Origin of the sequence: Frondihabitans sp. VKM Ac-2883, from assembly GCF_015350875.1 — a bacterium.
Taxonomy (GTDB): Bacteria; Actinomycetota; Actinomycetes; order Actinomycetales; family Microbacteriaceae; genus Frondihabitans.
The window spans coordinates 183,175-204,287 of record NZ_JADKSF010000004.1 but is presented as its reverse complement, the minus strand read 5'-3'; the positions used below and the strand labels follow the sequence as shown (position 1 = coordinate 204,287).

20 protein-coding genes are annotated in these 21,113 nt (G+C 68.8%); 4 read left to right on the top strand and 16 right to left on the bottom strand.

What is annotated here, in order from left to right:
- Positions 1-92 precede the first annotated feature (92 nt).
- On the bottom strand, positions 93-1,328 hold the full coding sequence (dusB, locus tag ITJ49_RS09465; RefSeq protein WP_194604465.1) for a tRNA dihydrouridine synthase DusB: 1,236 nt from the start codon (positions 1,326-1,328) through the stop codon (positions 93-95).
- Positions 1,329-1,420: 92 nt separating this feature from the next.
- Between dusB and ITJ49_RS09460 the strand changes: the two genes are divergently transcribed.
- Positions 1,421-1,909 (top strand): aminoacyl-tRNA deacylase, encoded by a 489-nt coding sequence (locus tag ITJ49_RS09460; RefSeq protein ID WP_194604460.1) that lies wholly within the window; start codon positions 1,421-1,423, stop codon positions 1,907-1,909.
- Between the two features lie 28 nt (positions 1,910-1,937).
- Here the strand turns inward: ITJ49_RS09460 and ITJ49_RS09455 are convergent, their stop codons facing one another.
- From ITJ49_RS09455 to ITJ49_RS09430, 6 genes are all read right to left on the bottom strand, one after another.
- On the bottom strand, positions 1,938-2,141 hold the full coding sequence (locus tag ITJ49_RS09455) for a hypothetical protein (protein ID WP_194604457.1): 204 nt from the start codon (positions 2,139-2,141) through the stop codon (positions 1,938-1,940).
- Positions 2,138-2,821, bottom strand: coding sequence for a DsbA family protein (locus ITJ49_RS09450; protein WP_370544443.1), 684 nt, complete (start codon positions 2,819-2,821; stop codon positions 2,138-2,140). The genes ITJ49_RS09455 and ITJ49_RS09450 overlap by 4 nt, the downstream gene beginning before the upstream one ends.
- Positions 2,818-3,384 carry a hypothetical protein gene (locus ITJ49_RS09445; RefSeq protein ID WP_194604454.1) on the bottom strand — a complete coding sequence of 189 codons (567 nt, stop codon included), beginning with the start codon at positions 3,382-3,384 and terminating at the stop codon, positions 2,818-2,820. The genes ITJ49_RS09450 and ITJ49_RS09445 overlap by 4 nt, the downstream gene beginning before the upstream one ends.
- Before the next feature lie 69 nt (positions 3,385-3,453).
- Positions 3,454-3,690, bottom strand: coding sequence for a hypothetical protein (locus tag ITJ49_RS09440; RefSeq protein ID WP_194604451.1), 237 nt, complete (start codon positions 3,688-3,690; stop codon positions 3,454-3,456).
- A gap of 133 nt (positions 3,691-3,823) precedes the next feature.
- Positions 3,824-5,209 carry a glycine--tRNA ligase gene (locus ITJ49_RS09435; protein ID WP_194604448.1) on the bottom strand — a complete coding sequence of 462 codons (1,386 nt, stop codon included), beginning with the start codon at positions 5,207-5,209 and terminating at the stop codon, positions 3,824-3,826.
- A gap of 64 nt (positions 5,210-5,273) precedes the next feature.
- Entirely contained in the window at positions 5,274-6,329 is a 1,056-nt protein-coding gene (locus tag ITJ49_RS09430; protein ID WP_194604445.1) for an aminotransferase class V-fold PLP-dependent enzyme, read from the bottom strand.
- An 81-nt stretch (positions 6,330-6,410) separates the two neighbouring features.
- On the opposite strand from ITJ49_RS09430, the gene ITJ49_RS09425 reads away from it, so the two are divergent.
- Both ITJ49_RS09425 and ITJ49_RS09420 read left to right on the top strand, forming a co-directional pair.
- Positions 6,411-7,403 carry a LysR family transcriptional regulator gene (locus tag ITJ49_RS09425; protein WP_194604442.1) on the top strand — a complete coding sequence of 331 codons (993 nt, stop codon included), beginning with the start codon at positions 6,411-6,413 and terminating at the stop codon, positions 7,401-7,403.
- Positions 7,404-7,452: 49 nt separating this feature from the next.
- On the top strand, positions 7,453-8,175 hold the full coding sequence (locus tag ITJ49_RS09420; protein ID WP_194604439.1) for a hypothetical protein: 723 nt from the start codon (positions 7,453-7,455) through the stop codon (positions 8,173-8,175).
- Between the two features lie 239 nt (positions 8,176-8,414).
- Here the strand turns inward: ITJ49_RS09420 and ITJ49_RS09415 are convergent, their stop codons facing one another.
- Positions 8,415-9,224 carry an isoprenyl transferase gene (locus ITJ49_RS09415; protein ID WP_194604867.1) on the bottom strand — a complete coding sequence of 270 codons (810 nt, stop codon included), beginning with the start codon at positions 9,222-9,224 and terminating at the stop codon, positions 8,415-8,417.
- Positions 9,225-9,289: 65 nt separating this feature from the next.
- Positions 9,290-10,093, bottom strand: coding sequence for a DNA repair protein RecO (recO, locus tag ITJ49_RS09410; RefSeq protein ID WP_194604436.1), 804 nt, complete (start codon positions 10,091-10,093; stop codon positions 9,290-9,292).
- A 34-nt stretch (positions 10,094-10,127) separates the two neighbouring features.
- Between recO and ITJ49_RS09405 the strand changes: the two genes are divergently transcribed.
- Positions 10,128-10,790 (top strand): TRIC cation channel family protein, encoded by a 663-nt coding sequence (locus ITJ49_RS09405; RefSeq protein WP_194604433.1) that lies wholly within the window; start codon positions 10,128-10,130, stop codon positions 10,788-10,790.
- 117 nt (positions 10,791-10,907) lie between these two features.
- Here the strand turns inward: ITJ49_RS09405 and leuA are convergent, their stop codons facing one another.
- The 7 genes from leuA to ITJ49_RS09370 all read right to left on the bottom strand — a co-directional run bounded on the left by leuA (position 10,908) and on the right by ITJ49_RS09370 (position 21,109).
- Positions 10,908-12,671, bottom strand: a complete 1,764-nt coding sequence (leuA, locus tag ITJ49_RS09400) for a 2-isopropylmalate synthase (RefSeq protein ID WP_194604430.1) — start codon at positions 12,669-12,671, stop codon at positions 10,908-10,910.
- A gap of 155 nt (positions 12,672-12,826) precedes the next feature.
- The gene (locus ITJ49_RS09395) at positions 12,827-15,418 is read right to left on the bottom strand and encodes a DUF2156 domain-containing protein (protein WP_194604427.1); all 2,592 of its coding nucleotides are present in this window, start codon (positions 15,416-15,418) and stop codon (positions 12,827-12,829) included.
- On the bottom strand, positions 15,415-16,764 hold the full coding sequence (locus tag ITJ49_RS09390; RefSeq protein WP_194604424.1) for an esterase family protein: 1,350 nt from the start codon (positions 16,762-16,764) through the stop codon (positions 15,415-15,417). The genes ITJ49_RS09395 and ITJ49_RS09390 overlap by 4 nt, the downstream gene beginning before the upstream one ends.
- Positions 16,765-16,773: 9 nt before the next feature.
- Positions 16,774-17,475, bottom strand: coding sequence for a response regulator transcription factor (locus ITJ49_RS09385; protein ID WP_194604421.1), 702 nt, complete (start codon positions 17,473-17,475; stop codon positions 16,774-16,776).
- Positions 17,472-18,758 (bottom strand): sensor histidine kinase, encoded by a 1,287-nt coding sequence (locus ITJ49_RS09380; RefSeq protein WP_235480907.1) that lies wholly within the window; start codon positions 18,756-18,758, stop codon positions 17,472-17,474. The genes ITJ49_RS09385 and ITJ49_RS09380 overlap by 4 nt, the downstream gene beginning before the upstream one ends.
- A 93-nt stretch (positions 18,759-18,851) precedes the next feature.
- Positions 18,852-19,751, bottom strand: a complete 900-nt coding sequence (gene era, locus ITJ49_RS09375) for a GTPase Era (protein WP_194604418.1) — start codon at positions 19,749-19,751, stop codon at positions 18,852-18,854.
- On the bottom strand, positions 19,748-21,109 hold the full coding sequence (locus tag ITJ49_RS09370; protein ID WP_194604415.1) for a hemolysin family protein: 1,362 nt from the start codon (positions 21,107-21,109) through the stop codon (positions 19,748-19,750). The genes era and ITJ49_RS09370 overlap by 4 nt, the downstream gene beginning before the upstream one ends.
- Between the last annotated feature and the right edge of the window lie 4 nt (positions 21,110-21,113).

Genomic DNA, 21,113 nt, shown 5'->3' with positions numbered 1-21,113 from the left:
TCGGCGTTGGCGGTAGGGGTGTTCTGGGTGGTCACGCGGGCCCTTCGGGCGGGAGGTGCGGGTGGGTCGGGAGCGCTCGTGTGCGGGGCGTCTCAGCCACCGCTGTGGTGGAGTTCGGCGGCGGCGAGCTCCTCGCGGAACGCCTCGTCGAGCTCGCGGCTCTCGAGCCACCGGTCGGGAAGCGATGGACGCTTGGGGCTGCCCGCGCGCCCGCGCGGACCCTCGGCGTCGATGCCGGGGTAGGCCTGAGTCCAATCCATCGTGCCGAGGAGGTCGTCGATCTCGGCCACGCTCGACGACGCGGCCAGGCTGGCTCGCACGTCGCCGCCCACGGGATACCCCTTGAAGTACCAGGCCACGTGCTTGCGCATGTCGCGGCAGGCGCGCGCTTCGTCGCCCTCGTAGAACTCGATCAGCAGCTCGGCATGGCGTCGGAACGCCTGGGCCACTTCGCCGAGGGTGGGCTCCGCCTTGCGCTCTTCGCCGCGGAACGCCGCCGCGAGGTCGCCGAACAGCCATGGGCGGCCGAGGCAGCCGCGACCGACGACCACGCCGTCGCACCCGGTCTCGTCGACCATGCGGAGCGCGTCGGCCGCCGACCAGATGTCGCCGTTGCCGAGCACCGGCACCCCCGTGATGGCGTTCTTGAGGGTCTCGATAGCTGACCAGTCGGCCTGGCCGGAGTAGAAGTCGGCCGCGGTTCGTGCGTGAAGCGCGATCGAGGCGACCCCTGCCCCTTCAGCCGCTTTGCCGGCCTCGAGATAGGTGAGGTGATCGTCATCGATGCCCTTGCGCATCTTGATGGTGAGCGGAATGTCGCCGGCGGCCTTGACCGCGCCCTCGACGATGTCGCGGAACAATCCGAGCTTCCAGGGCAGGGCCGATCCGCCGCCCTTGCGGGTGACCTTGGGCACCGGGCAGCCGAAGTTGAGGTCGATGTGGTCGGCACGATCTTCGGCCACCAGCATCGTGACGGCCTCGGCGACCGTCTTCGGCTCGACGCCGTAGAGCTGGATGCTCCGGGTGGTTTCGCTCTCGTGATGGGTGATGAGGCGCATCGACTCGGGCGTGCGCTCGACCAGCGCCCGACTGGTGATCATCTCGCTGACGTAGAGCCCGGCACCGTATTCGCGGCAGAGCCGACGGTACGCGGTGTTGGTGATGCCGGCCATCGGCGCGAGCACGACCGGCGAAGCGACCTGGATGGGGCCGATAGCCAACCCCGGGTGCGGAGAAGGCTGCCCCGGGTGCGGAGAGGTCTGCCCCGGGTGCGGAGAAGTCTGCCCAGGATGCACGCCGGCTTCTGGTTGCGAAAGAGTGGTTGTCATCACCATTGATTATCCCAGACGGCCGCAAGCCCGATGAGGGATCGAGACGCCCCTGTGGAGAACTCGATGCCGCCCACCCCCTTGGAGAAGAAATGTCGAACATCAGCGGAACCGACCGAATGCTCGCCGATGCCGAGAGCCGAGGGCTGGCCGTCGAGGTGGTCGAGCGGCCGGCAGCGGACAGCCTCGCCGAGGCAGCAGGGCTGCTGGGGATCGAGCCCGGGGCCGTCGTGAAGAGTTTGGTGGTGAAGAGGCATGACGGATCCTTCGTTTTTGCTCTTGTTCCGGGCGGACGGTCGATCTCGTGGCCGAAGCTGCGCACAGTGGTCGGCGTGAACAAGCTCTCGATGCCCTCCCCCGAGATCGCTCTCGAGGCGACCGGCTACGAGCGAGGCACGATCACTCCCCTCGGATCGACGACGGCGTGGCCGGTGTTCGCCGACGAGAGGATCCGAGGATCCCGCGTCGCGCTCGGTGCGGGCTCGCACGGACGCAGTGCGTTCATGGAGGCCGATGCGCTCATCGAGGCGCTGGCCGCCACCGTCGCTGACATCACCGACCCCGAGGTGCCGCGCTCGTAGAGGGGTGGACACCCAGGGCATCGGTTACCTAGAGTGATGCGCCTTCGTCGAGGGCCGCGGTGACGGCCCGCGCCGAGGCGGCGGCGGCCTCGTCGGCCGTGGGTTCGATCTCGGGCATCGTGACGGTCTCAGTCAGGGCGCCGGGGATCACGCAGCTGTCGCCCTCGCAGGCCGCTGCGTCGGCCGAGCCGAGCATCGTGAAGCTGCCCGGAGTCGGTGCGGAGTCGGTCACTCGGCCACCGCCGCGTCGCGCTTCTCGGCGGCGACCGTCTCGAGGACGTTCTGGAACGCCGAGGCCTCTTGGGCTCCCGGCACTCCGTACTTGCCCTCGATCACGAAGAACGGCACGCCGTTGATGCCGAACGCCTGGGCCTGGGCCTGGTCGGCACGGACGGCGTCGAGGTACTCGTCGTTCTCGAGCGACTGCAGCACCTCGGCGCGATCGAGCCCCGCCTCATCGGCGATGTCGGCCAGCACATCAAGTCGGCCGAGGTGGCGGCCGTCTTCGAAGTACGCGGCGAGGAGGCGCTCCTTCATGTCGAGCTGTAGCCCGCGGGCCTTGGCGAAGTGAATGAGCTGGTGCGCCTTGACGGTGTTGGTGTGGTGCATCGCGTCGAAGTCGTACTTCAGGCCGACCGACGCGGCGATACCGCCGACGTTGTCGAGCATCTGGCGGGCCTGCTCGGGGGCGATGCCCTTGTGCGTCGACAGGAACTCCACCTCGTCACCCTCGAAGTCGACCGGCGTATCGGGCGAGAGTTCGAACGAGTGATACTCGATCTCGACCTCTCCGGCGAAACCGGCGGCTCCCGCCTCGAACTTGCGCTTGCCGATGAAGCACCACGGGCAGGCGATGTCTGACCAGATGTCGACTTTGATGGGGGCGGTTGCGGCGGCGTTCTCGATACTCACGGCGTCTGCAACCGTCGGTGTCGCTCGGGCATTCCCGACGGGCGTCGGTGACCCCGATGCATGGCCACCGCCGCGGCGATCCCCTGTTCGACCCGTGGCCAATCGCGCCGCACCATCCCGTACGACACGCGCATCGCCGAGCGCCCCTCCAGCACGATCGCCAGGTCTTTCTCGCGATCCGACTCGAACGAGCTCTCGTGATAAGCCCGGCCGTCGAGTTCGAGCCCCAGCACGCCGTCGACGACGAGGTCGATCGACCGCACGGTATCGACCGGCACCTGCGATACGACCTCGTACCCGAGCAGCCGCAGCCGCGTCCGGACGATGCTCTCGAGCACGCTTACGCAATCGCGATCGACCCACTCGGCAATCCTCCGCAGCGGCTTCGGCAGCCGGGCGCAGAGCCGATGCAGGTCGACCTCGTCGAGGCGGCGGGTGTGGCAGGCCCAGTCGAGCACCGCGACTGCTTCTTCGAAGGGCAGGTGCTTCACTGCGATCACCAGCGCCTCCATCACGGAGGCGCAACCGGTATCAGAGAGCTCGGGCAGAAAGGTGACCCGCACGGTCGAGGGTGGGGGCGCCTGAAGCTTGGTACCTCGTAGAACGGCGACGTCGAGAACGCGCGGTCGGTTCTACATCCAAGCTCCCCGGAGTTCGAGGGCACTTTGCCCCGAGAGAACTCCCCCAAGGCGGCAGGCGACGACCCGAGGATCCGACGCGGGCAGAGTCGTGTACCAGCCCCGCCGGATCCTGCGGATAGTGCCCGTCTGCACAGCGGCGGAGAGCTGCCGTCGGGTGATCGCGTATTTCAGGAGAGCATCGCGCTTGGCAACGCCTCCGAGTGCGGTGATGTGGTGCGCAACGGTCATGCATCGAGGTTGGTGCGCTGACGAGATCACCGCTCCGGTTGTCCACACGTACCCTCACCATACGAAATCGGGCAGATCTGCCAGAAGAACAGCAGATCTGCCCGATTTCGTAGGCTCAAGGCCCTGAACGGAGCTAGACGCCGAGCAACCGCGCCCCGAGGTACGCCTCGAGCTCGTCGAGCGGCACGCGCTCCTGAGCCATCGAGTCGCGCTCGCGCACGGTCACGGCATTGTCGTCGAGCGAGTCGAAGTCGACCGTGACGCAGAACGGCGTGCCGATCTCGTCTTGGCGGCGGTAGCGGCGGCCGATCGCTCCGGCATCGTCGAAGTCGATGTTCCAGAGCTTGCGGAGCGTGGCCGCGACCCCGCGCGCGAGCGGCGAGAGGTTCTCGTTGCGTGACAGCGGCAGCACGGCGACCTTGACCGGAGCGAGGCGGCGGTCGAGCTTCAGCACGGTGCGCTTGTCGACGCCGCCCTTCGCGTTGGGCGCCTCGTCTTCGTGGTACGCGTCGACGAGGAACGCCATGAGTGCTCGGGTCAGTCCGAACGCCGGCTCGATGACGAACGGGGTCCAGCGCTCGTTCTTCGCCTGATCGAAGTACGACAGGTCGACGCCCGATGCCTCGCTGTGCGTCTTGAGGTCGAAGTCGGTGCGGTTCGCGACGCCCATGAGCTCGCCCCACTCCGATCCGGTGAAGCGGAACTTGTACTCGAGGTCGACGGTGCGCTTCGAGTAGTGCGACAGCTTCTCGGCGGGGTGCTCGTAGCGGCGGATGTTCTCCGGGGTCACGCCGAGGTCGAGGTACCAGGCCTCGCACGCGTCGATCCAGTACTGGAACCACTCGTCGTCGGTGCCGGGCTCGACGAAGAACTCCATCTCCATCTGCTCGAATTCGCGGGTGCGGAAGATGAAGTTGCCGGGGGTGATCTCGTTGCGGAACGACTTGCCGACCTGCGCGATGCCGAAGGGCGGCTTCATGCGCGAGGCGCTCATGACGTTGTTGAAGTTGACGAAGATGCCCTGCGCGGTCTCGGGGCGCAGGTAGACCATGCCCTGCTCGTTGTCGACGGGGCCGAGGTAGGTCTTGAGCAGGCCGGAGAAGTTCTGCGGCTCCGTCCACGAGCCCTCCTGACCGGTGTCGGGGTCGCGGATGTCGGCGAGGCCGTTGACCGGCGGGTGGCCGTGCTTGTTCTCGTATGCCTCGAGCAGGTGATCGGCCCGGTAGCGCTTGTGGGTGTGGAGCGATTCGACGAGCGGGTCGGAGAAGACCTCGACATGGCCGGAGGCCTCCCAGACGGTGCGCGGCAGGATCACCGAGGAGTCGAGCCCGACGATGTCGTCGCGGCCCTGCACCATGAACTTCCACCACTGCTGCTTGATGTTTTCTTTCAGCGCGGTGCCGAGGGGCCCGTAATCCCACGCCGAGCGGCTGCCCCCGTAGATCTCGCCCGCCTGAAAGACGAAGCCGCGGCGCTTGGCCAGGGCGATGACGGAATCGAGACGGTTCGGTGCTGCCACGTGGAGTACTCCCAGAAGTTAGTGATGCGACGCTCGCGCTGGATGCGCGAGGCTCCGGGCGAGTTTACCGGTGCGCCGAGCCGAGGGCGGCGGCTACGGCTGCCACGTCGGCCGGAGTGTTCCAGAGATGGAAGGCCACTCGGGCCCGGCCGGCGCGACCGGAGGCGGTGATCCCCGCGGCGCCGAGCAGGGCCAGGTCAGACCCCTCAGGATCCGCCCACGTCACGATGGCCCGTCCCTGCCGAGGGATTTCGAGCGCGTCGCACAGCGCGTCGCCGAGTCCGCTCGCGTGCGCCCAGATGAGGGCCGCATCGACCTCAGCGAACTGTTCGAGCACGACGGCCGCGCCGACCACGGCCTGCCACGCGGGCGACACGTCGAACCGCCGGGCGTCTCTGGCGAGCTCGAACGCGGCTCCGTAGCACGACGCCCAGACGTCGGCTCCGGCGTACCAGCCGGCCTGGATGGGCCGAACCGTCGGCTCGAATGCCTTCGACAGGGTCAAGAAGGCGACTCCGCGCGGCGAGCAGAGCCACTTGTAGGCGTGGGTGACCGTCGCGTCGTAGCGGCCCGCGTCGACGGGAAGGACTCCTGCCGCCTGGGTGAGGTCGACGAGCGTCCGGGTGCCGTGGGCACGAGCCGCGGCGACGACGAGATCGTCGTCGGCGAGCTCGCCGGTGGCCGACTGCACGAGCGAGTAGGCGACCAGCCAGGTGTCGTCGTTCACCGCCTCAGCGAGCGAGTCGAGAGGAACCTCGCGAAGGCGAACGCCCCGATGCGACTGGCTGGCGAATGGGGCGACGATCGAACTGAAGTCGCCTTCGACGCAGAGCACTTCCGCTCCGTCCGGAACAGCTGCGGCGATCACCGACACGAGCACGGAGGTCTGCGAGCCGAGCGCCACCCGATCCGCGCCGACTCCGACGATGCGCGCGAACGCGACACGGGCCCGCTCGGCGAACGCTCCGTAGGCGGTGGGCGACACGGTGCCACCCGACCAGGCGTCGAGGTCGGCGCGCATCGCGGCCGTCGCCGTGCGGGTCGGCAGACCGCCGGTGCAGGCCGCCAGGTAGTTGGTTCCACTCGGAAAGTCGGCGACGAGTCGATCGAATGCGGTCATGAGTCCAGCGTGGAACCGGGGCAGGCATCACACAACCGCCACTTGTCGATCGAATGTATAACCGCCGGTTATCCTGGCGCGATGACCGACGATCTCGACCTCGCCGACCTGCGAGCCATCCGAGCGGTGGCCGAGACCGGCAGCATCACTGCCGCCGCCGTGCGGCTCGGCTACAGCCAGCCCGCGATCACGCAGCGGCTGAGACGAGCGGAAGAGCAGATCGGCCAGCCGTTGCTGCGGCGGTCCGGCCGCTCGGTCTCGCTGACCGAGGCCGGCACGCGCCTGGCCCGCCACGCCGTCCACGTCGAGGCCGCCCTGGCCGCCGCCCGCGACGACCTGGCCGGGCTTCGCGGCGTCGAGTCGGGCTCCGTCCGCCTCGCCGGATTCCCGAGCGCCTCCTCCACCCTCGTTCCCGCCATCCTCTCCGCACTCGCCGTAGCCCACCCCGGGCTCACCACGACCTACATCGAGGTCGAACCACCCGAGGCCCTCGATCTCCTCCGCCGTGGTGAGGTCGATGTGGCGCTGACCTTCGGCTACCCGGGAGACGGACGAACGGCAGGATCCGACCCGGTCGAACCCGGCCACCGCCCGGCTGGGTCTCAGCACGACGGCATCACCGAGCGGCCGCTCTTCCGCGACACGATGTTGGCTGTCGCGCCTGCCGGCACCCTCGGATCCTCGTTGCCCGGCCCAGGCTCCCGCCTCGACGACCTCGCCGTCCTCGCGGGGTCGAGGTTCATCGGCGGCTGCCCGCGATGCCGAGGGCACCTTCTCGCGACTTGCCGCCGAGCGGGTTTCGAGCCCGAGATCATCCTCGAGACCGACAACGCTCTGGCCGTGCTCGGCCTGGTGGCGGCTGGGCTCGGCGTGGCACTCCTGCCCGCGCTCTCGCTCGTTCCGGCACCCGTGCCGCCGGGCGTCGAGACGGCGCGGCTGCCCGAGGCGAGCGATCGCGTACTGTCGGTGGCGTACGCCAGCGGGGCGGAGCGGATTCCCGCGATCGGGGTGGCGGTCGAGATCGTGCGAACGCTCGACCCTGCCTCGTTCGGGCTCCGAACCGTTTCCGCCTAGCCTCGGCCCGGCTCATGGCGCTGTCGGGGGCGCCGGTTAGGGTGACCGTGTGCCCAGACGACTGCTGAAAGCCCTGCTCGCGACCGCGGTGGTGCTCGCCGTCGCCGGATGCGCTCCCTCCGTTGGGTCGCTGACCCCGGTCGGCGACAACGGCACGTCGGGCTCGGGGCTCGGCGATTCAGGGTCGGGCGGTTCGGGCTCTGGCGGTTCGGGGTCGGGGGGTTCGACTTCGGCACCCCAGCCGCAGGTGACGGGCGGCACCGGCTCGGGCGGCAGTGGTTCGTCGTCGAGCATCGACCCGAAATCGCTCGCTCCGGGCGGCACCCTGCTCAACCAGGTCAATTACAAAGACCTCACGATCTACGTCTACCGGGTCGGCGAGCTCACGACGACCGCGCCGTCGATCTACGCCCACCCGGGCGGCAACGACCCCTACCCGGCCGGCACCAAGGTCGAGGTGACCGCGTACGTGCTGGTCAACGACTCCGGACGACGGCTCGACCTCACCGACCTGAGCGCCGATTACTCGTCGTACGGCAACGCCCTGGCGACGCAAGACACGTTCGCAGGCGCCGACCTGCTCAAGAAAGACGGGTACAGCTCTGACCTCGGCAGTCAGTTCCCCGCCGGGTCGTCGACGTGGTACCTGCTGCCCGGCAAGGCCGTCGTGTTCGGCAACGCGTGGTTCCACCGGGCCAGCGACGGTCCGCTCACGCTGCAGTTCCTCTGGCCGTCGGAGCGGATCTTCCTCGGCGCGAACGTGACGTTCTAGCCGATCGCGCCCGCCCCGCCTCCGAATTTTAAGGAGATCCGGGTGCTCGACCCCGTCGGATCCTGATGTTTCTGCTCGCGCCCCGGCGTTTTTCCTTCGAATTTGCATCGGCCGCGCGACGGACGCTCCGGAGCGGCTCAGACCCGCGCCGTCGGCGTAAACAGCCCGGCTAGGACGCGGGTCTGTGCCAGTCGGGCGGGTATGTGCCGATCGTGCGGGTTTGTGCCGATCGCTCGGGTCTAGGCGGGCTCCGCCGAAGCCCCGCCAGCAGCCGGCGCATCCACCGCGCCGCCGAACCGCCGCCCGCGATTCGTGTACTGGTCGATCGCACCCCAGAGGTCGCCGCGCGTGAAGTCGGGCCAGAGCCGATCGAGGAACACCATCTCGGCGTACGCCGACTCCCACAGCTGGAAATTCGAGGTGCGCTGCTCCCCCGACGACCGCACGAACAGGTCGACGTCGGGCAGCTGCGACTGGTAGAGGTGCCGCTGGATGACCTTTTCGGTGATCCCCGACGGCTTGAGGCGCCCGGCCGCGACCTCCGCGGCGATCGACCGCATGGCGTCGGTGAGCTCGTTGCGGCCGCCGTAGTTGACGCACATGTTCAGGGTCATCGTGGTGTTGGTGCGTGTTGCCTCCTCGGCCACCTGCAGCTCGTTGATGACAGACGCCCAGAGTTTCGGACGCCGACCCGACCACACGATCTTCACGCCCCACGCGTTGAGCTGCTCGCGCCGACGGTGGAGCACCTCGCGGTTGAACCCCATCAAGAAGCGCACCTCCTCGGGCGAGCGCTTCCAGTTCTCGGTCGAGAACACGTAGACGCTGAGGTGCTGCACTCCGGCCTGGATGGCACCCGCGACGACCTCGAGCAGGGCCGCTTCGCCTGCCTTGTGGCCTTCGATGCGGGGCAGGCCGCGAGCATTGGCCCAGCGGCCGTTGCCGTCCATGACCACTGCGACGTGCTTGGGCGCAGCGCCCGGCTCATAGACCGGAGGCGTGCCGCCCTGCCAGTCGAGGGGCAGATATTCCATATCGACGGCATCCATGTGCTTCGGGACGGCGCGTCGACCGAACAGGCCGCGCTTCTCGGAACCGGCGGAGGGGGTCGAACTCACAGAACTTCTCCTGTTCGGGCGTTGACGCGAGCGGCAGTAACGCCAGGGGCACTGACGCCAGCGGCACTGGCGGCGGGGGCGCGATCGACGTGTTGCAGCGACCGGAGCCCCCGCTCGAGGTGCCACTGGGTGTAGGCGGCGACCACGCCGCTCGCCTGATTGCGGGTGCTCTCGCCCATCGCCTCGGCGGTGGCCCAGTCTCCGCTGAGCAGGGCCCCGAGCAGGGCGAGGGTCGGAGGATCCAGGCGCGGCGCCCCGGGGGGTGCCGCCTCGTCGGCCACGACGCCGCCGAGCTGCACCACGAAGGCGGAGTGCGGGCCGGGCGCACCGGTGACGGCGCAGTCACCGAAGCTCGGGGCCCAGCCGGCGATCGATAGGGCGCGGAGCAGGTAGGAGTCGAGGATCAGCTGAGGGTCGTGAGCGCGCTGGGCGAGCGACCGCAGGGCGCCGACGAGCAGCAGGTACTGCTGAAGACCCGCCTCGGCGTCGGTGAGCTTGTCGGCGGTCTCGACGAGCACGCTGGCGGCGGTGTAGCTCGCGTAGTCGGAGACGATCGCGGCGCCGTACGACCCGATCGACTCGGCCTGGGTGACGATGTCGAGGCTGCGGCCCTCGTAGAGCTGCAGGTCAGCCACCATGAACGGCTCGAGCCGCGCCCCGAACTTCGACGCGGTGCGGCGGACGCCCTTGGCGACGGCGCGGATCTTGCCGTGGGAGCGCGAGAGCATCGTCAGGATCCGGTCTGCCTCACCCAACTTGTGGGTGCGCAGGATCACGCATTCATCTCGATAGACCGGCACCCGTCCAGTATCCCCCGCGTGGCAGAATCACTGGGTGTCCGCCACAGCCTTCTCCATCCCCCTCTGGGCTGATCTTCTGGCGGTGGCCATCGGCAGCCTCCAGGGCGCCCTCTTCGCGAGCCAGTTCCGGGAGCGTCGGGTCGATCTGCTCGGTGTCGCCATCATCGGCACGGCAACGGGGCTGGGCGGCGGGATCCTTCGTGATGTGCTCATCGGCGAGGTGCCGAGAGCGATGCAGAGCAACTGGTATCTCACGACCGCGGTGCTCGCCGCGCTGCTCGGAATGCTGCTGCAGCGGTTGTTCAACCGGCTGGCGGGGTTCATCACGATCCTCGACGCGTTGACCATCGGCCTGTTCGGGGCGATCGGAGCGACCAAGGCGCTGGCGCTCGGCCTGCCCGAGATCCCGGCGGTCTTCGTCGGGGTCGTTTCGGCGGTCGGCGGCTCGGTCGTCCGTGACCTGCTGATGAACCTGACGATCGCGATGATGCACGTCGGCTCGCTCTACGCCGTGGCCGCCGGAGCCGGAGCGGCACTGCTCGTCGCCCTCGTCGTTTTCGGGGTTCCGACCCCGCTGGCCGGCCTCATCGGAACCGCGACGACGTTCTCGATCCGCCTGCTGGCGGTGCGGTTCGGGTGGAGCCTGCCCGAGCAACGCGCGCTGTCACGGCTGCCGCGCTGGCGTCGCCCTCGCTAGGCGAGGCCCGCAGCTAGCACGGACGACACCGCCTTTCGGAGAAGACACCCGCAACGGGCGGTGTCTTCCCCGAAAGGCGGTGTCGCAGTGTCGCGGGGCCGCTAGGGAGCGAGCGTGCTAGGCCGTCGCCAACTCGGCGTCGACATCGGCACGGGTGCGCAGTGCGCGGTTGACGGCCGAGACGATGGCCTTCAGGCTGGCCGTCGAGATGTCGGCGTCGATTCCCACTCCCCAGAGGCGCGTGCCGTCAACGTCGAGTTCGACGTAGGCCGCGGCCTGCGCGTCGCCCGATGCGCTGAGGGTGTGCTCGACGTAGTCGTACAGCTTCACCTGCACGCCCTGATCGGCGAGCACGGCGATGAATGCGGCGATCGGGCCGCTGCCGACACCCTCGGTCGAGACGACCGACGAACCGGCCCGGAGGTCGACCGAGAGGTGAGTCTCACCGCTCATGTCGCTGCGGGTGCCGGTGCGGGTGAGCTCGAAGTGACCCCACTTGGCGTCGTCGACCTTGGCGGGCAGGTATTCGTCTTGGAAGATCTCCCAGATCTGCTCGCTCGTCACCTCGCCGCCCTCGGAGTCGGTCTTCGACTGCACGACACCCGAGAAGTCGATCTGCAGTTTGCGCGGCAGATCGAGCGAGTGGTCGGTCTTCAGCAGGTAAGCGACGCCGCCCTTGCCCGACTGCGAGTTGACGCGGATGACGGCTTCGTACGAGCGACCCAGGTCTTTCGGGTCGACCGGCAGGTACGGCACGGCCCAGGCGATGTCGTCGACGGACTTGCCCTGAGACGCCGCCGACGCGGCCATCGCCTCGAAGCCCTTCTTGATGGCGTCCTGGTGCGATCCCGAGAAGGCCGTGTAGACGAGGTCGCCGGCCCACGGGCTGCGTTCGGGCACGGGCAGCTGGTTGCAGTATTCGGCCGTGCGCTTGACCTCGTCGAGATCGGAGAAGTCGATCTCGGGGTCGATGCCCTGGGTGAACAGGTTGATGCCGAGGGCGACCAGGTCGACGTTGCCGGTGCGCTCGCCATTGCCGAAGAGGCACCCTTCGATGCGGTCGGCACCGGCCAGGTAGCCGAGCTCGGCCGCGGCGATGCCGGTGCCGCGGTCGTTGTGCGGGTGCAGCGACAGGATCACATTCTCGCGGTGCGCGAGGTTGCGGCTCATCCACTCGATGGCGTCGGCGTAGACGTTCGGCGAGGCCATCTCGACGGTGGCGGGCAGGTTGACGATGACCTGGCGTTCCGGGGTCGGCTCGAACACCTCGACGACGGCGTTGCAGATGTCGCGGGCGAATTCGAGCTCGGTGCCGGTGAACGACTCGGGGCTGTATTCGTAGTACACGGTCGTCTCGGGGACGGTGGCCTCGGCGATCTTGCAGAGGCGGGCGCCCTCGAGGGCGATGTCGATGATGCCCTGCTTGTCGGTGCGGAAAACGACGTCGCGCTGCAGGATGCTGGTGGAGTTGTAGAGGTGCACGATCGCCTGCTTGGCGCCCTTGATCGACTCGTAGGTGCGGTTGATGAGGTGCTCGCGCGCCTGGGTCAGCACCTGGATGGTGACGTCGTCGGGGATCGCGTTCTCGTCGATGAGGCTGCGCACGAAGTCGAAGTCGGTCTGCGAGGCCGACGGGAAACCGACCTCGATCTCTTTGTAGCCCATGTTCACCAGCAGATCGAACATGATCCGCTTGCGCTCGGGGCTCATCGGATCGATGAGGGCTTGGTTACCGTCACGGAGGTCGACCGCGCACCACCGAGGGGCCTTCGTGGTGCGCTTCGTCGGCCAGGTTCGATCGGGCAGGTCGACTGCGATCTGCTCGTGGAACGGGACGTACTTGTGGATCGGCATCCCGGAGGGCTGCTGCGAGTTCTTCATGGTCTCTACCTTGCGTCGTGAAAGTGGTCAGCCAGTTGCGTGGAGAAGCAACGCGAACACCGCGACGAGGGAGGCCTTAGGAGGAGGTCTCGTCGCGGCAACTAAGAAGAAGCGGGCCGAACAGCACAAAATGACCCTAGCACCGGCCTCCCCTCTCAGACCACAGAGCGGAGGATCTGAGGCAGCTGCCTCACCGAGAGCTCTGGCAGGTAGGCGCGCGCCAGGACTGTGCCGATCGCGGGGAGGTCGATCGGATCCGGATACGCCATCACGAGACCGTGGAAGGTCGGTTGGAACTTGCGCTTGAACGCGAGGAGCGACCGGAACCCGTATGCGGGCTCGAGCGCATCGGCCACGAACTGGAGCACCCGCCGGGTCTGCGACGACGCGTCGGAGTCGGTGTCGACGTCGATGCCGGCGAGCGGCGCCGCGGACAGGCTCACGAACTCGAGCCCCTGAGACCGTGCCCGCAGCACCGTCTCGGCGATGACGAACTCCATGACGCCGCTCCGGGAATCGGGGTGCCGCCGCATGAAGTCGAGCGTGCGCCCGACGACCTCGTCGTCACGCCAGGTCGGCAGCCAGCTCGTCACGGCCAGCACCCGGTCGTCGGCGTCCAGGGCGAGCATCAGGTCGACGTCGGGGTCGACGAGCTCGTCGAAGCCGCCGAGGGTGAAGCCGAGCTCGGGGAGCCGCTTCTCGGCGACCCAGAGCTCCGAGATCTCCTCGATCTGGAGGGCGATCGACGGCCGCAGGTCGACGTAGCGGGTGGACACGGCGCGGATGTCGTCTTTCGCGGCCCGGTTCATGCTCGTGCGGATGTCCTGCCACTTCTTGCCCGTCATGGAGAAGGCCCCAGGGTCGAGCAGGGTCTCCTCGCCGACCGGCAGCGTCGACCAGCCGAGGCTCTCGAAGATCGTGACCAGCTCGGATCCTGCACTGTAGAAGACGGGCGACAGGCCCTGGTCGTCGCACCACCGGGCGAAGGCGGCGACGGTCTCGGCCACCCGGTCGGGCGGGCAGAGCGGACCGCCGGTGGTCACCGCGTGGCGGCCGATGGCGCGATAGGCGACCGCGGTCTCGCCGTCGGGGCCGAACCAGTAGTCGTTGCCCTCCCAGGTGGCCATGTGCGAGAGGGAGCCGGGCACTCCGTGGCGCAGGATCCGGCGGAGCGCGCCTCGAGGGCCGCCGGCGCGGGCCTGCGACGAGTCGTGCGCCGCGGCGATGAGACCGACCGCCGCCAGCAGCCAGAACGCGGGGCCGACCGCCTCGAACAGGATGCGGACCGGGAGGTCGGTCGGAACCGGACCGACCCGTGTCGGACCGATGAAGCCGACCGGTACGAAGCGCTGGAGCGTGACCGCCGGAAGGTCGACGAGATCGAAGGCCGGGGTGAACCGGCCGCGTGCCAGCCAGGCCGTGGTCGCGAAGGAGCCGACCAGAACCGCGAACCAGGCCGCGAGACGGACGAGGTAGCGCCGCACGACGCGCTGGGGCGGCCGGACGGTGAAGTGACGGAGCCTCGAGCCGATCGCGGCCGACACGGCCAGCGGCACAACGACGGCGAGGGCGCTCAGGAAACCGCGCTCGATCTGATGGCCGGGTACGACGGGCGAGTCGTCGGCGGCGAGCGGGAGCACCCCCTGATAGAACGCCACGAGCAACGCCAGCGTGACGTTGACGACGATGGCGGCCCAGGCAGCGACCCGTCGGCCGCGCCGGATGTAGGAGGCCGAAATGAGCAGGAGCACGAGAGGGAGGATGCTGAGCAGGACCGTGCCCGGTGAATGGAGGCTGTCGAGGCCGGCCGCACGGGCGCAGGCGCCGACCGCCGAGGGAACGCGCGAAGTGCCGGTCTCCTGGTGGTGCAGGGCGAGGCGGCAGCCGGCCGACAGGGGGCGCTCCGGCAGGATGTCGCGGTAGAGCTCACCGAGGGGTGCCAGCAGGCCGATGGGCGCGCGCGAGAGGAGCGTCACCACCGGCCCGAGCGCAGTCATCGAGACGAGGACCGAGAGGAGGACCCTCGCCTCATGGTGGGTGCTGCGGACCCATTGCTGCTCGACGGGTCGAGAGCCGCGGCGGAGGACGACTCCGAGCACCAGGCCGGCGACGGCGCCGGCCAGCGCGTAGAGCCCGGCGGGATGGCCGTCGTACAGGAGGAAGGTGGTGATCGCCGCGAAGCCGAGGAGTCGGATTCGACGGCGCCAGAGCGAGCCGGCGAATGCCGAGGCCGCAAAGATCGTGCCGAGCGCGGGCGTGAATGGGTGCAGCGTCGAGTCGTAGGCGACCTGAAGAGACCATGACTCCCCCACCGCCAACCCGGCGGCCTGCACGCCGATGCCGGTCGCCGTGGCGAGGGCGCCCGTGACGATGTAGGCGGCGATCGCGAGTCGCCACCCGAGCAGACGCTCCGAGACGCCGACCAGCACGAGGACGACGAGGATCGTGACGACGAGCTCGGCCAGGCTCCCTGCGAAGAGGACGGAGGCGAGCGTCGCACTCCAGGCCTGGAAGGAGCTCCGGCCGTCGAGACCGGCGCCGACGGCCCGCCGCAGGTCGTCGCGGGGGCCGCCGTCGATGCTGCCCGAGACGACGGCGACGAGCACCAGGATGACCGCGATCTCGAGGCTGACCGGCTGGCCCCGGAGGGTTCGACCGAGGCCGCGGAGGCCGGCACGGCCCGCCGCCCGGCACGCGGCGCCACGAGCCCTGCGGCCCGGGAGCCGGCTTCCCGCGGGCGCGCTCACCTATCCCCCTCGACAGGACCGAGTCCGAACCGAGGCCACAGCGTTTCGAGACCGCGCCGCAGACCGGCTGCGACGGTCTTCCAGTCGTGCCCGCTCCCGCCCGGAGCGAACCGCACGACGCTCATGCCCGCCTGCTCGGCTCGGTTCGACATCTCGCGCATCACCGGCCCGTACCGGCGGTCGTCCTCGCCGGCCACGAAGACGCCGACACTGTCGGGGTAGGGCGCGTGGGCTTGGAGCAGCCGGGTCGGCTGAGCGGCATCGTAGGCGGCCTCGTCGCCGCCGAAGCCCTGTGCGATCGAGGATTCTCGGCTGGACAGACGCGGGCCCTCCTGCCCGGCGATGTCGATGAACGAGCCGAAGAGGTCGGCATGCCCCGCGCCGAACTGCAGGGCGCAGGTGCCGCCCTGCGAGAAGCCGCCGACAGCCCAGGCGCGCCGGTCGGTCTCGACATTGAGGTGTGTCGTGATCCAGTCGGGCACGTCGATCGTGAGGTACGCGGCGCTGTCGCCGAGGGGCCCGTCGACGCACATCGGATTGGCGTCGGAGCGTCCGAGCTGATCCGGCACGACGATGATCGGCGCGAGACCGTGGTGGGTTCGAGCCAGGGCGTCGGCTGTCTCGCTAACCCGCCCGGCCAGGAGCATCTTCGTCGGGTCGCCCGGCTGGCCGCTTAACAGGATCACGACGGGCAGCTTCGGCGGGTCGTCGGCGAGAGCGGCCGGCGGCAGATAGACGTAGGCATCGCGAGCGGAGAACCTCGAGACCGTCCCGGGGATCTGAACGGAGCCCACCCGGCCAGAAGCGGGCTGCCTGTCGCCGTCGAGGGCACGGCGATCGAGCCGGGCATCGAACGCGACCGGATTGCCGGTGACGGGCGGCAGGGCCAGCGGATAAAGGTCGTTCTCGCCGACCAGCTGTCCGACCGTGCGATAGAGGCCGATGTCGCCGTTGATCGCGAGGGCGCCGGCCAGCACTGTGACGACCAGGGCGGCGATCGACTCGAGCCTCAGACGGGCGAGCACCCCGCTCCCTCGGCGGCGACCGGTGACACCCGCGACGACGACGGCGCCCAAGATCGCCGACACCGCGGTGACGGCGACGCGCTGAGCCGAGCTGGAGGGGACATCGAACGCGTTGGCGAGATCGACGACGATCCAGACGAGCGCGAGACCCGCTGCCCCCGCGACGACGGCTCCGGTGCCGACGCGCAGCCACCACCGCGCGCCCGGGCGACGAGACCGAGCAAGGACCATCACCAGGGCGAATGCTGCCGTGATGTCGACCGCGAGGAGACTCGCGGGGTCGACCAGCGAGATCGACCAGAATGACGGCGATTCGGGCATCCCGATATTCTACATAGTGAGGCCGTGCTCGTAGGCGTAGACCACCAGCTGCACACGATCGCGAAGCGAGAGCTTCGCGAGGATCCTCGAGATGTGGGTCTTGACGGTCGCCTCGCTGAGGTATTCGAGCTGCGCGATCTCGGAGTTCGACAGCCCGCGAGCGGCCGACTGGAAGATGTCGCGCTCTCTCGTGGTCAGTGCGCCGAACGCCTCGGGTGCCACCTTGGATCCTTGGTTTCCGCCGTCGAAGTGCTCGAACAGCTCGCGAGTCGCCGACGCGGCGATGACGCTCGTGCCCGCGTGCACTGTGCGAATCGCGGCGAGCAGAAATTCGGGATCGCTGTCTTTCAACACGAAGCCGCTGGCGCCGCTGCGGATCGCGCGAGTCGCCGCCTCGTCGAGATCGAAGGTCGTCAAGACGAGGATCCGGGGTGCGGGCCTCTTCTCGCGGTCTGCCTGTTCGAGAATGGCTGCGGTGGCTGCTATGCCGTCCATGTTCGGCATGCGGATGTCCATGAGCACGACGTCCGGTCGCGTCCGCGCCGCGACCTCGACTCCTTCGGCTCCGTCGCCCGCCTCCCCCACGAACTCCAGGTCGCGCTGCGACGAGACCACCATGCGGATGCCCGCCCGGAACAGCGCCTGGTCGTCGACGAGGAGCACTCGGATGCGCGAGGCGGTCGGGGCGTCGGTGGGGCTGGTGGTTGTCATCGAAGTCGGACCTCCTGGGTCAGCGCGGCGGTGGGGATCGTGGCTCGCACGATGAAGCTGCCCCCGGCCTGGTGGGTGGTGAGGGTGCCGCCGGCGAGGGTCGCGCGCTCGCGCATGCCGACGATGCCGTGGCCCCGCCGCTCATCGGGGCGGAACTGCCCGCTCGACGTCAGGGCGTTCGGATCGATCGGTGCCGCGGGCTGCATGGTCGACGCGACGACGATGATCAGGTCGTCGGGACGCCAGTCGAAGAGCACCTCGACGGTGGACGTCCGGTCGCCGTGGCGTAGGACGTTCGTGAGGGACTCCTGCACGATCCGGTAGATGGCGAGTTGGCGGTTGCTGCCGAGCTGACCGGGAGTGCCGCTCGAGCGCAGATCGATCGAGAGGCCGGCTGCCGTCATCTGGTCGACGAGCTTCTCGAGGTCACCGAGAACCGGCTGCGGCGCCGCCCCCTGGCTGTGCCTGAGCTGGCCGAGGAGGACCCTTACTTCGACAAGCGACTCGCGGGCTGTCGCCGCGATGGTGCTCAGCGACTGCTCGACGGACGTCGGGTCAGCCTGGTAGGCGTAGCGGGCACCGTCGGCCTGCGCGATGACGACGGCGAGCGAGTGAGCGACGACGTCGTGCATGTCGCGCGCGATCCGAGACCGCTCCTGCTCGACGGCGATGTCGCGCTCGGCCCGAGCGGCCTCGCGGGCAGCACGGGCCGCGTCGTTCTCGGCACGCAGAGCTTCGCGTTCGGCGATGAGCTGCGCGTCGCGGCTCTCCCTCGCGGCGAGTCGCGTGCGGACGAGCTGGCCTCCCACCCAGGGCAACCCGAGAAGCGCCAGGAAACCGAGGAACGTCACGCCGATCTGGAGCAGCAACTGGACGAGGTCGGTCGCGTTGGTGACGTCGTGCGGCACCCCGAACAGGGCCAGCCGGGCGAACGTCACGTAGAACATGCCGAGCGCTGCGCCGATGCCGACGGAGCCGAGGCCGAGCCACTTGACGCGCGAGCTTCCGTACGCCGCGGTGGCGTACAGCACCGCACAGATCGCGAGGTTCGACACCTGCGGGGTCGAAAGCGTCAGCATCTCGAAGGCAGCGGTCGCCCAGGCGAGAGACAGCGCCGCGGCGGGCGAGATGCGGCGGAAGGCCAGCGCGACTACCATGCCCCCGGTGATGATCAGCGAGAACGCGTTGGCCCGGTAGTCGAACGGCAGCGTGACCAGCGCCGTGACGACGGCCACCGCCACGTCGAACGCCAGTTGCCGCGAGGTGAGGCGTCGGAAGATCACGCCCTCCACCGTAGGGGGTCTGTCGCCGCCCGCCCCGCTCGGGAAGCGGAGTCGCGACCTTCGGCGAGCGGAATCACTCTCGCGATGTACTGGCTAGAAGCCGAGGCGCCCGAGCTGCTTCGGGTCGCGCTGCCAGTCTTTTGCGACCTTCACCCGGATTGAGAGGAAGACCTGCTTGCCGACCAACGGTTGGATCTGAGCACGGGCTCGCTCGCCGACCTCGCGGAGGCGTGCTCCCTTGTGGCCGATGATGATGCCCTTTTGGCTGTCGCGCTCGACGAAGAGGTTGGCGTAGATCTCGATCAGCTCTTTGTCGTCGCGTTCGACGATGTCGTCGATGGTGACGGCTAGGGAGTGCGGAAGCTCGTCTTGGACGCCCTCGAGCGCGGCTTCGCGGATGAACTCGCTGACGCGGTCTTCGACGAGCTCCTCGGTGACGATGTCGCTCGGGTAGAGCTGCGGCGACACCGGCAGGAGTCGGATCAGCTCGGAAACCACCGTGTCGAGCTGGATCTTCGAGACCGCGGAGAGCGGGATGATCGTCTCCCAGTCGCGCAGGCCGCTGACGGCCAGGAGCTGCTCGGCCACAGCGGCGCGGGAGGACGCATCGACCTTCGTGACCAGCGCGACCTTCTTGGCGCGAGGAAACTGGTCGAGCTGCTCGTTGATGAAGCGGTCGCCGGGGCCGAGCTTCTCGTCGGCGGGAACGCAGAAGCAGATCACGTCGACCTCGCCCAGCGTGTCTTGCACGACCGAGTTGAGCCGCTCGCCGAGAAGTGTGCGGGGGCGGTGCATGCCGGGGGTGTCGACGAGAACGAGCTGGCCACTGGGTGCGTGCACGATGCCGCGGATGGCGCGACGGGTGGTCTGCGGTTTCGACGAGGTGATGGCGACCTTCTCGCCCACGAGAGCATTGGTGAGGGTCGATTTGCCCACGTTCGGTCGACCGACGAACGAGACGAAGCCGGCGCGGTATTCGGGGGAAGGGGTCATCGTGCTGTCCGCTCGTTGGAGGTGCTGGTGCTGCCGGGGGAATTTGGTCGAATCGGGGTGGTGGAGCCGGCGTGAGCCGCGAAGGCGGCCTGGCTGGCGATGAGGGCCGGGTCGCGACGCACCAGGACGGTCTGCAGGTCGCGCCGACGGCCCTCCGTGCGATTCGCGGTGAGGATGAGCCCGGAGACCGTGGCCTCGGATCCTCGTTCGGGAAGTCGCCCGAGCGCCTTCGTCAGGAGCCCGCCGACCGAATCGACGTCGTCGTCGTCGAGCTCGATACCGAACAGGTCGCCGAGCTCGTCGACCGGCAATCGGGCGCTGACGAGGTACACGCCGTCTGAGACCTCGCGGTGCGACGACACGGCCTGGTCGTATTCGTCGCTGATGTCGCCGACGAGCTCTTCGATGAGGTCTTCAAGGGTGACGAGGCCAGCGATGCCACCGTATTCGTCAACGATCATCGCGAGGTGGTTCTTGCCCGCCTGCATCTGGCGCAGGGTCTCGTCGGCTCGCTTGGATTCGGGCACGAAGACCGCGGGCTTGGCGAGGTCGGACGCGTAACGGAGCGACGCACCACGACCCTCGTGGAGAAAGCGGGCCGTATCGCGCAGATAGACGATGCCGAGGATGTCGTCGCTGTCGCGCCCGACGACCGGCACACGGGAGACGCCCTTACCGAGGAACACGCCCATGGTGGTCTCGATCGTGGCGTCGGCGTCGACGGTGACCATGTCGGTGCGCGGCACCATCACCTCGCGGACCACGGTCTCGCTGAACTCGAAGATGGAGTGGATGAGGGTGCGGTCGTCTTCGTCGAGCACCTCCATCTCGGTGGCCTCGTCGACCATGCTGAGCAGCTGCTCTTCGGAGGAGAACGAAGTGGCGCTGTTGCGGCCCGGGGTCACCCGGTCGCCGAGCGCGACCAGCAGGGCTGCGACAGGGCCGAGCACGAGCCGGATCGCCCGGACGAGCGAGGCGTCGAAGCCGATCAGAGAGCGCGCGTGAGCCCGCCCGACGCTGCGAGGGCTGGAGCCGACGAGCACGAACGAGACCAGAGTCATGATGAGGGCGGACAGGAGCAACGCCCACCACCACTCGGCGATCGTGTAGGCGAAAGCGAGCGAGACCAGTACGGCGGCGGCCGTCTCGGCGAGGATCCGCACGAAGTTGACCGCATTGACGTGCGCGCCGATGTCGTCGGCGATCGCTACCAGGGCGCTGCGACCTCGGCGCCGCTTCTCGGCCAGTTCGAGCAGGTCGGCACGGCTCAACACGGTCAGAGCCGAGTCGGTCGCTGCGAGCACACCGCCGAACACGACGAGGAGGACGGCCGCGGTGACGAAAATCGCGATCATCATCGGT

Excerpts from the sequence above, each read along its gene's own strand:
- dusB (WP_194604465.1), bottom strand. The coding sequence starts at position 1,328 with ATGACAACCACTCTTTCGCAACCAGAAGCCGGCGTGCATCCTGGGCAG.
- ITJ49_RS09370 (WP_194604415.1), bottom strand. The coding sequence starts at position 21,109 with ATGATGATCGCGATTTTCGTCACCGCGGCCGTCCTCCTCGTCGTGTTC.
- ITJ49_RS09430 (WP_194604445.1), bottom strand. The coding sequence starts at position 6,329 with ATGACCGCATTCGATCGACTCGTCGCCGACTTTCCGAGTGGAACCAAC.
- ITJ49_RS09385 (WP_194604421.1), bottom strand. The coding sequence starts at position 17,475 with ATGACAACCACCAGCCCCACCGACGCCCCGACCGCCTCGCGCATCCGA.
- ITJ49_RS09460 (WP_194604460.1), top strand. The coding sequence starts at position 1,421 with ATGTCGAACATCAGCGGAACCGACCGAATGCTCGCCGATGCCGAGAGC.
- ITJ49_RS09440 (WP_194604451.1), bottom strand. The coding sequence starts at position 3,690 with ATGACCGTTGCGCACCACATCACCGCACTCGGAGGCGTTGCCAAGCGC.
- ITJ49_RS09390 (WP_194604424.1), bottom strand. The coding sequence starts at position 16,764 with ATGCCCGAATCGCCGTCATTCTGGTCGATCTCGCTGGTCGACCCCGCG.
- ITJ49_RS09425 (WP_194604442.1), top strand. The coding sequence starts at position 6,411 with ATGACCGACGATCTCGACCTCGCCGACCTGCGAGCCATCCGAGCGGTG.
- leuA (WP_194604430.1), bottom strand. The coding sequence starts at position 12,671 with ATGAAGAACTCGCAGCAGCCCTCCGGGATGCCGATCCACAAGTACGTC.
- era (WP_194604418.1), bottom strand. The coding sequence starts at position 19,751 with ATGACCCCTTCCCCCGAATACCGCGCCGGCTTCGTCTCGTTCGTCGGT.
- ITJ49_RS09415 (WP_194604867.1), bottom strand. The coding sequence starts at position 9,224 with ATGGATGCCGTCGATATGGAATATCTGCCCCTCGACTGGCAGGGCGGC.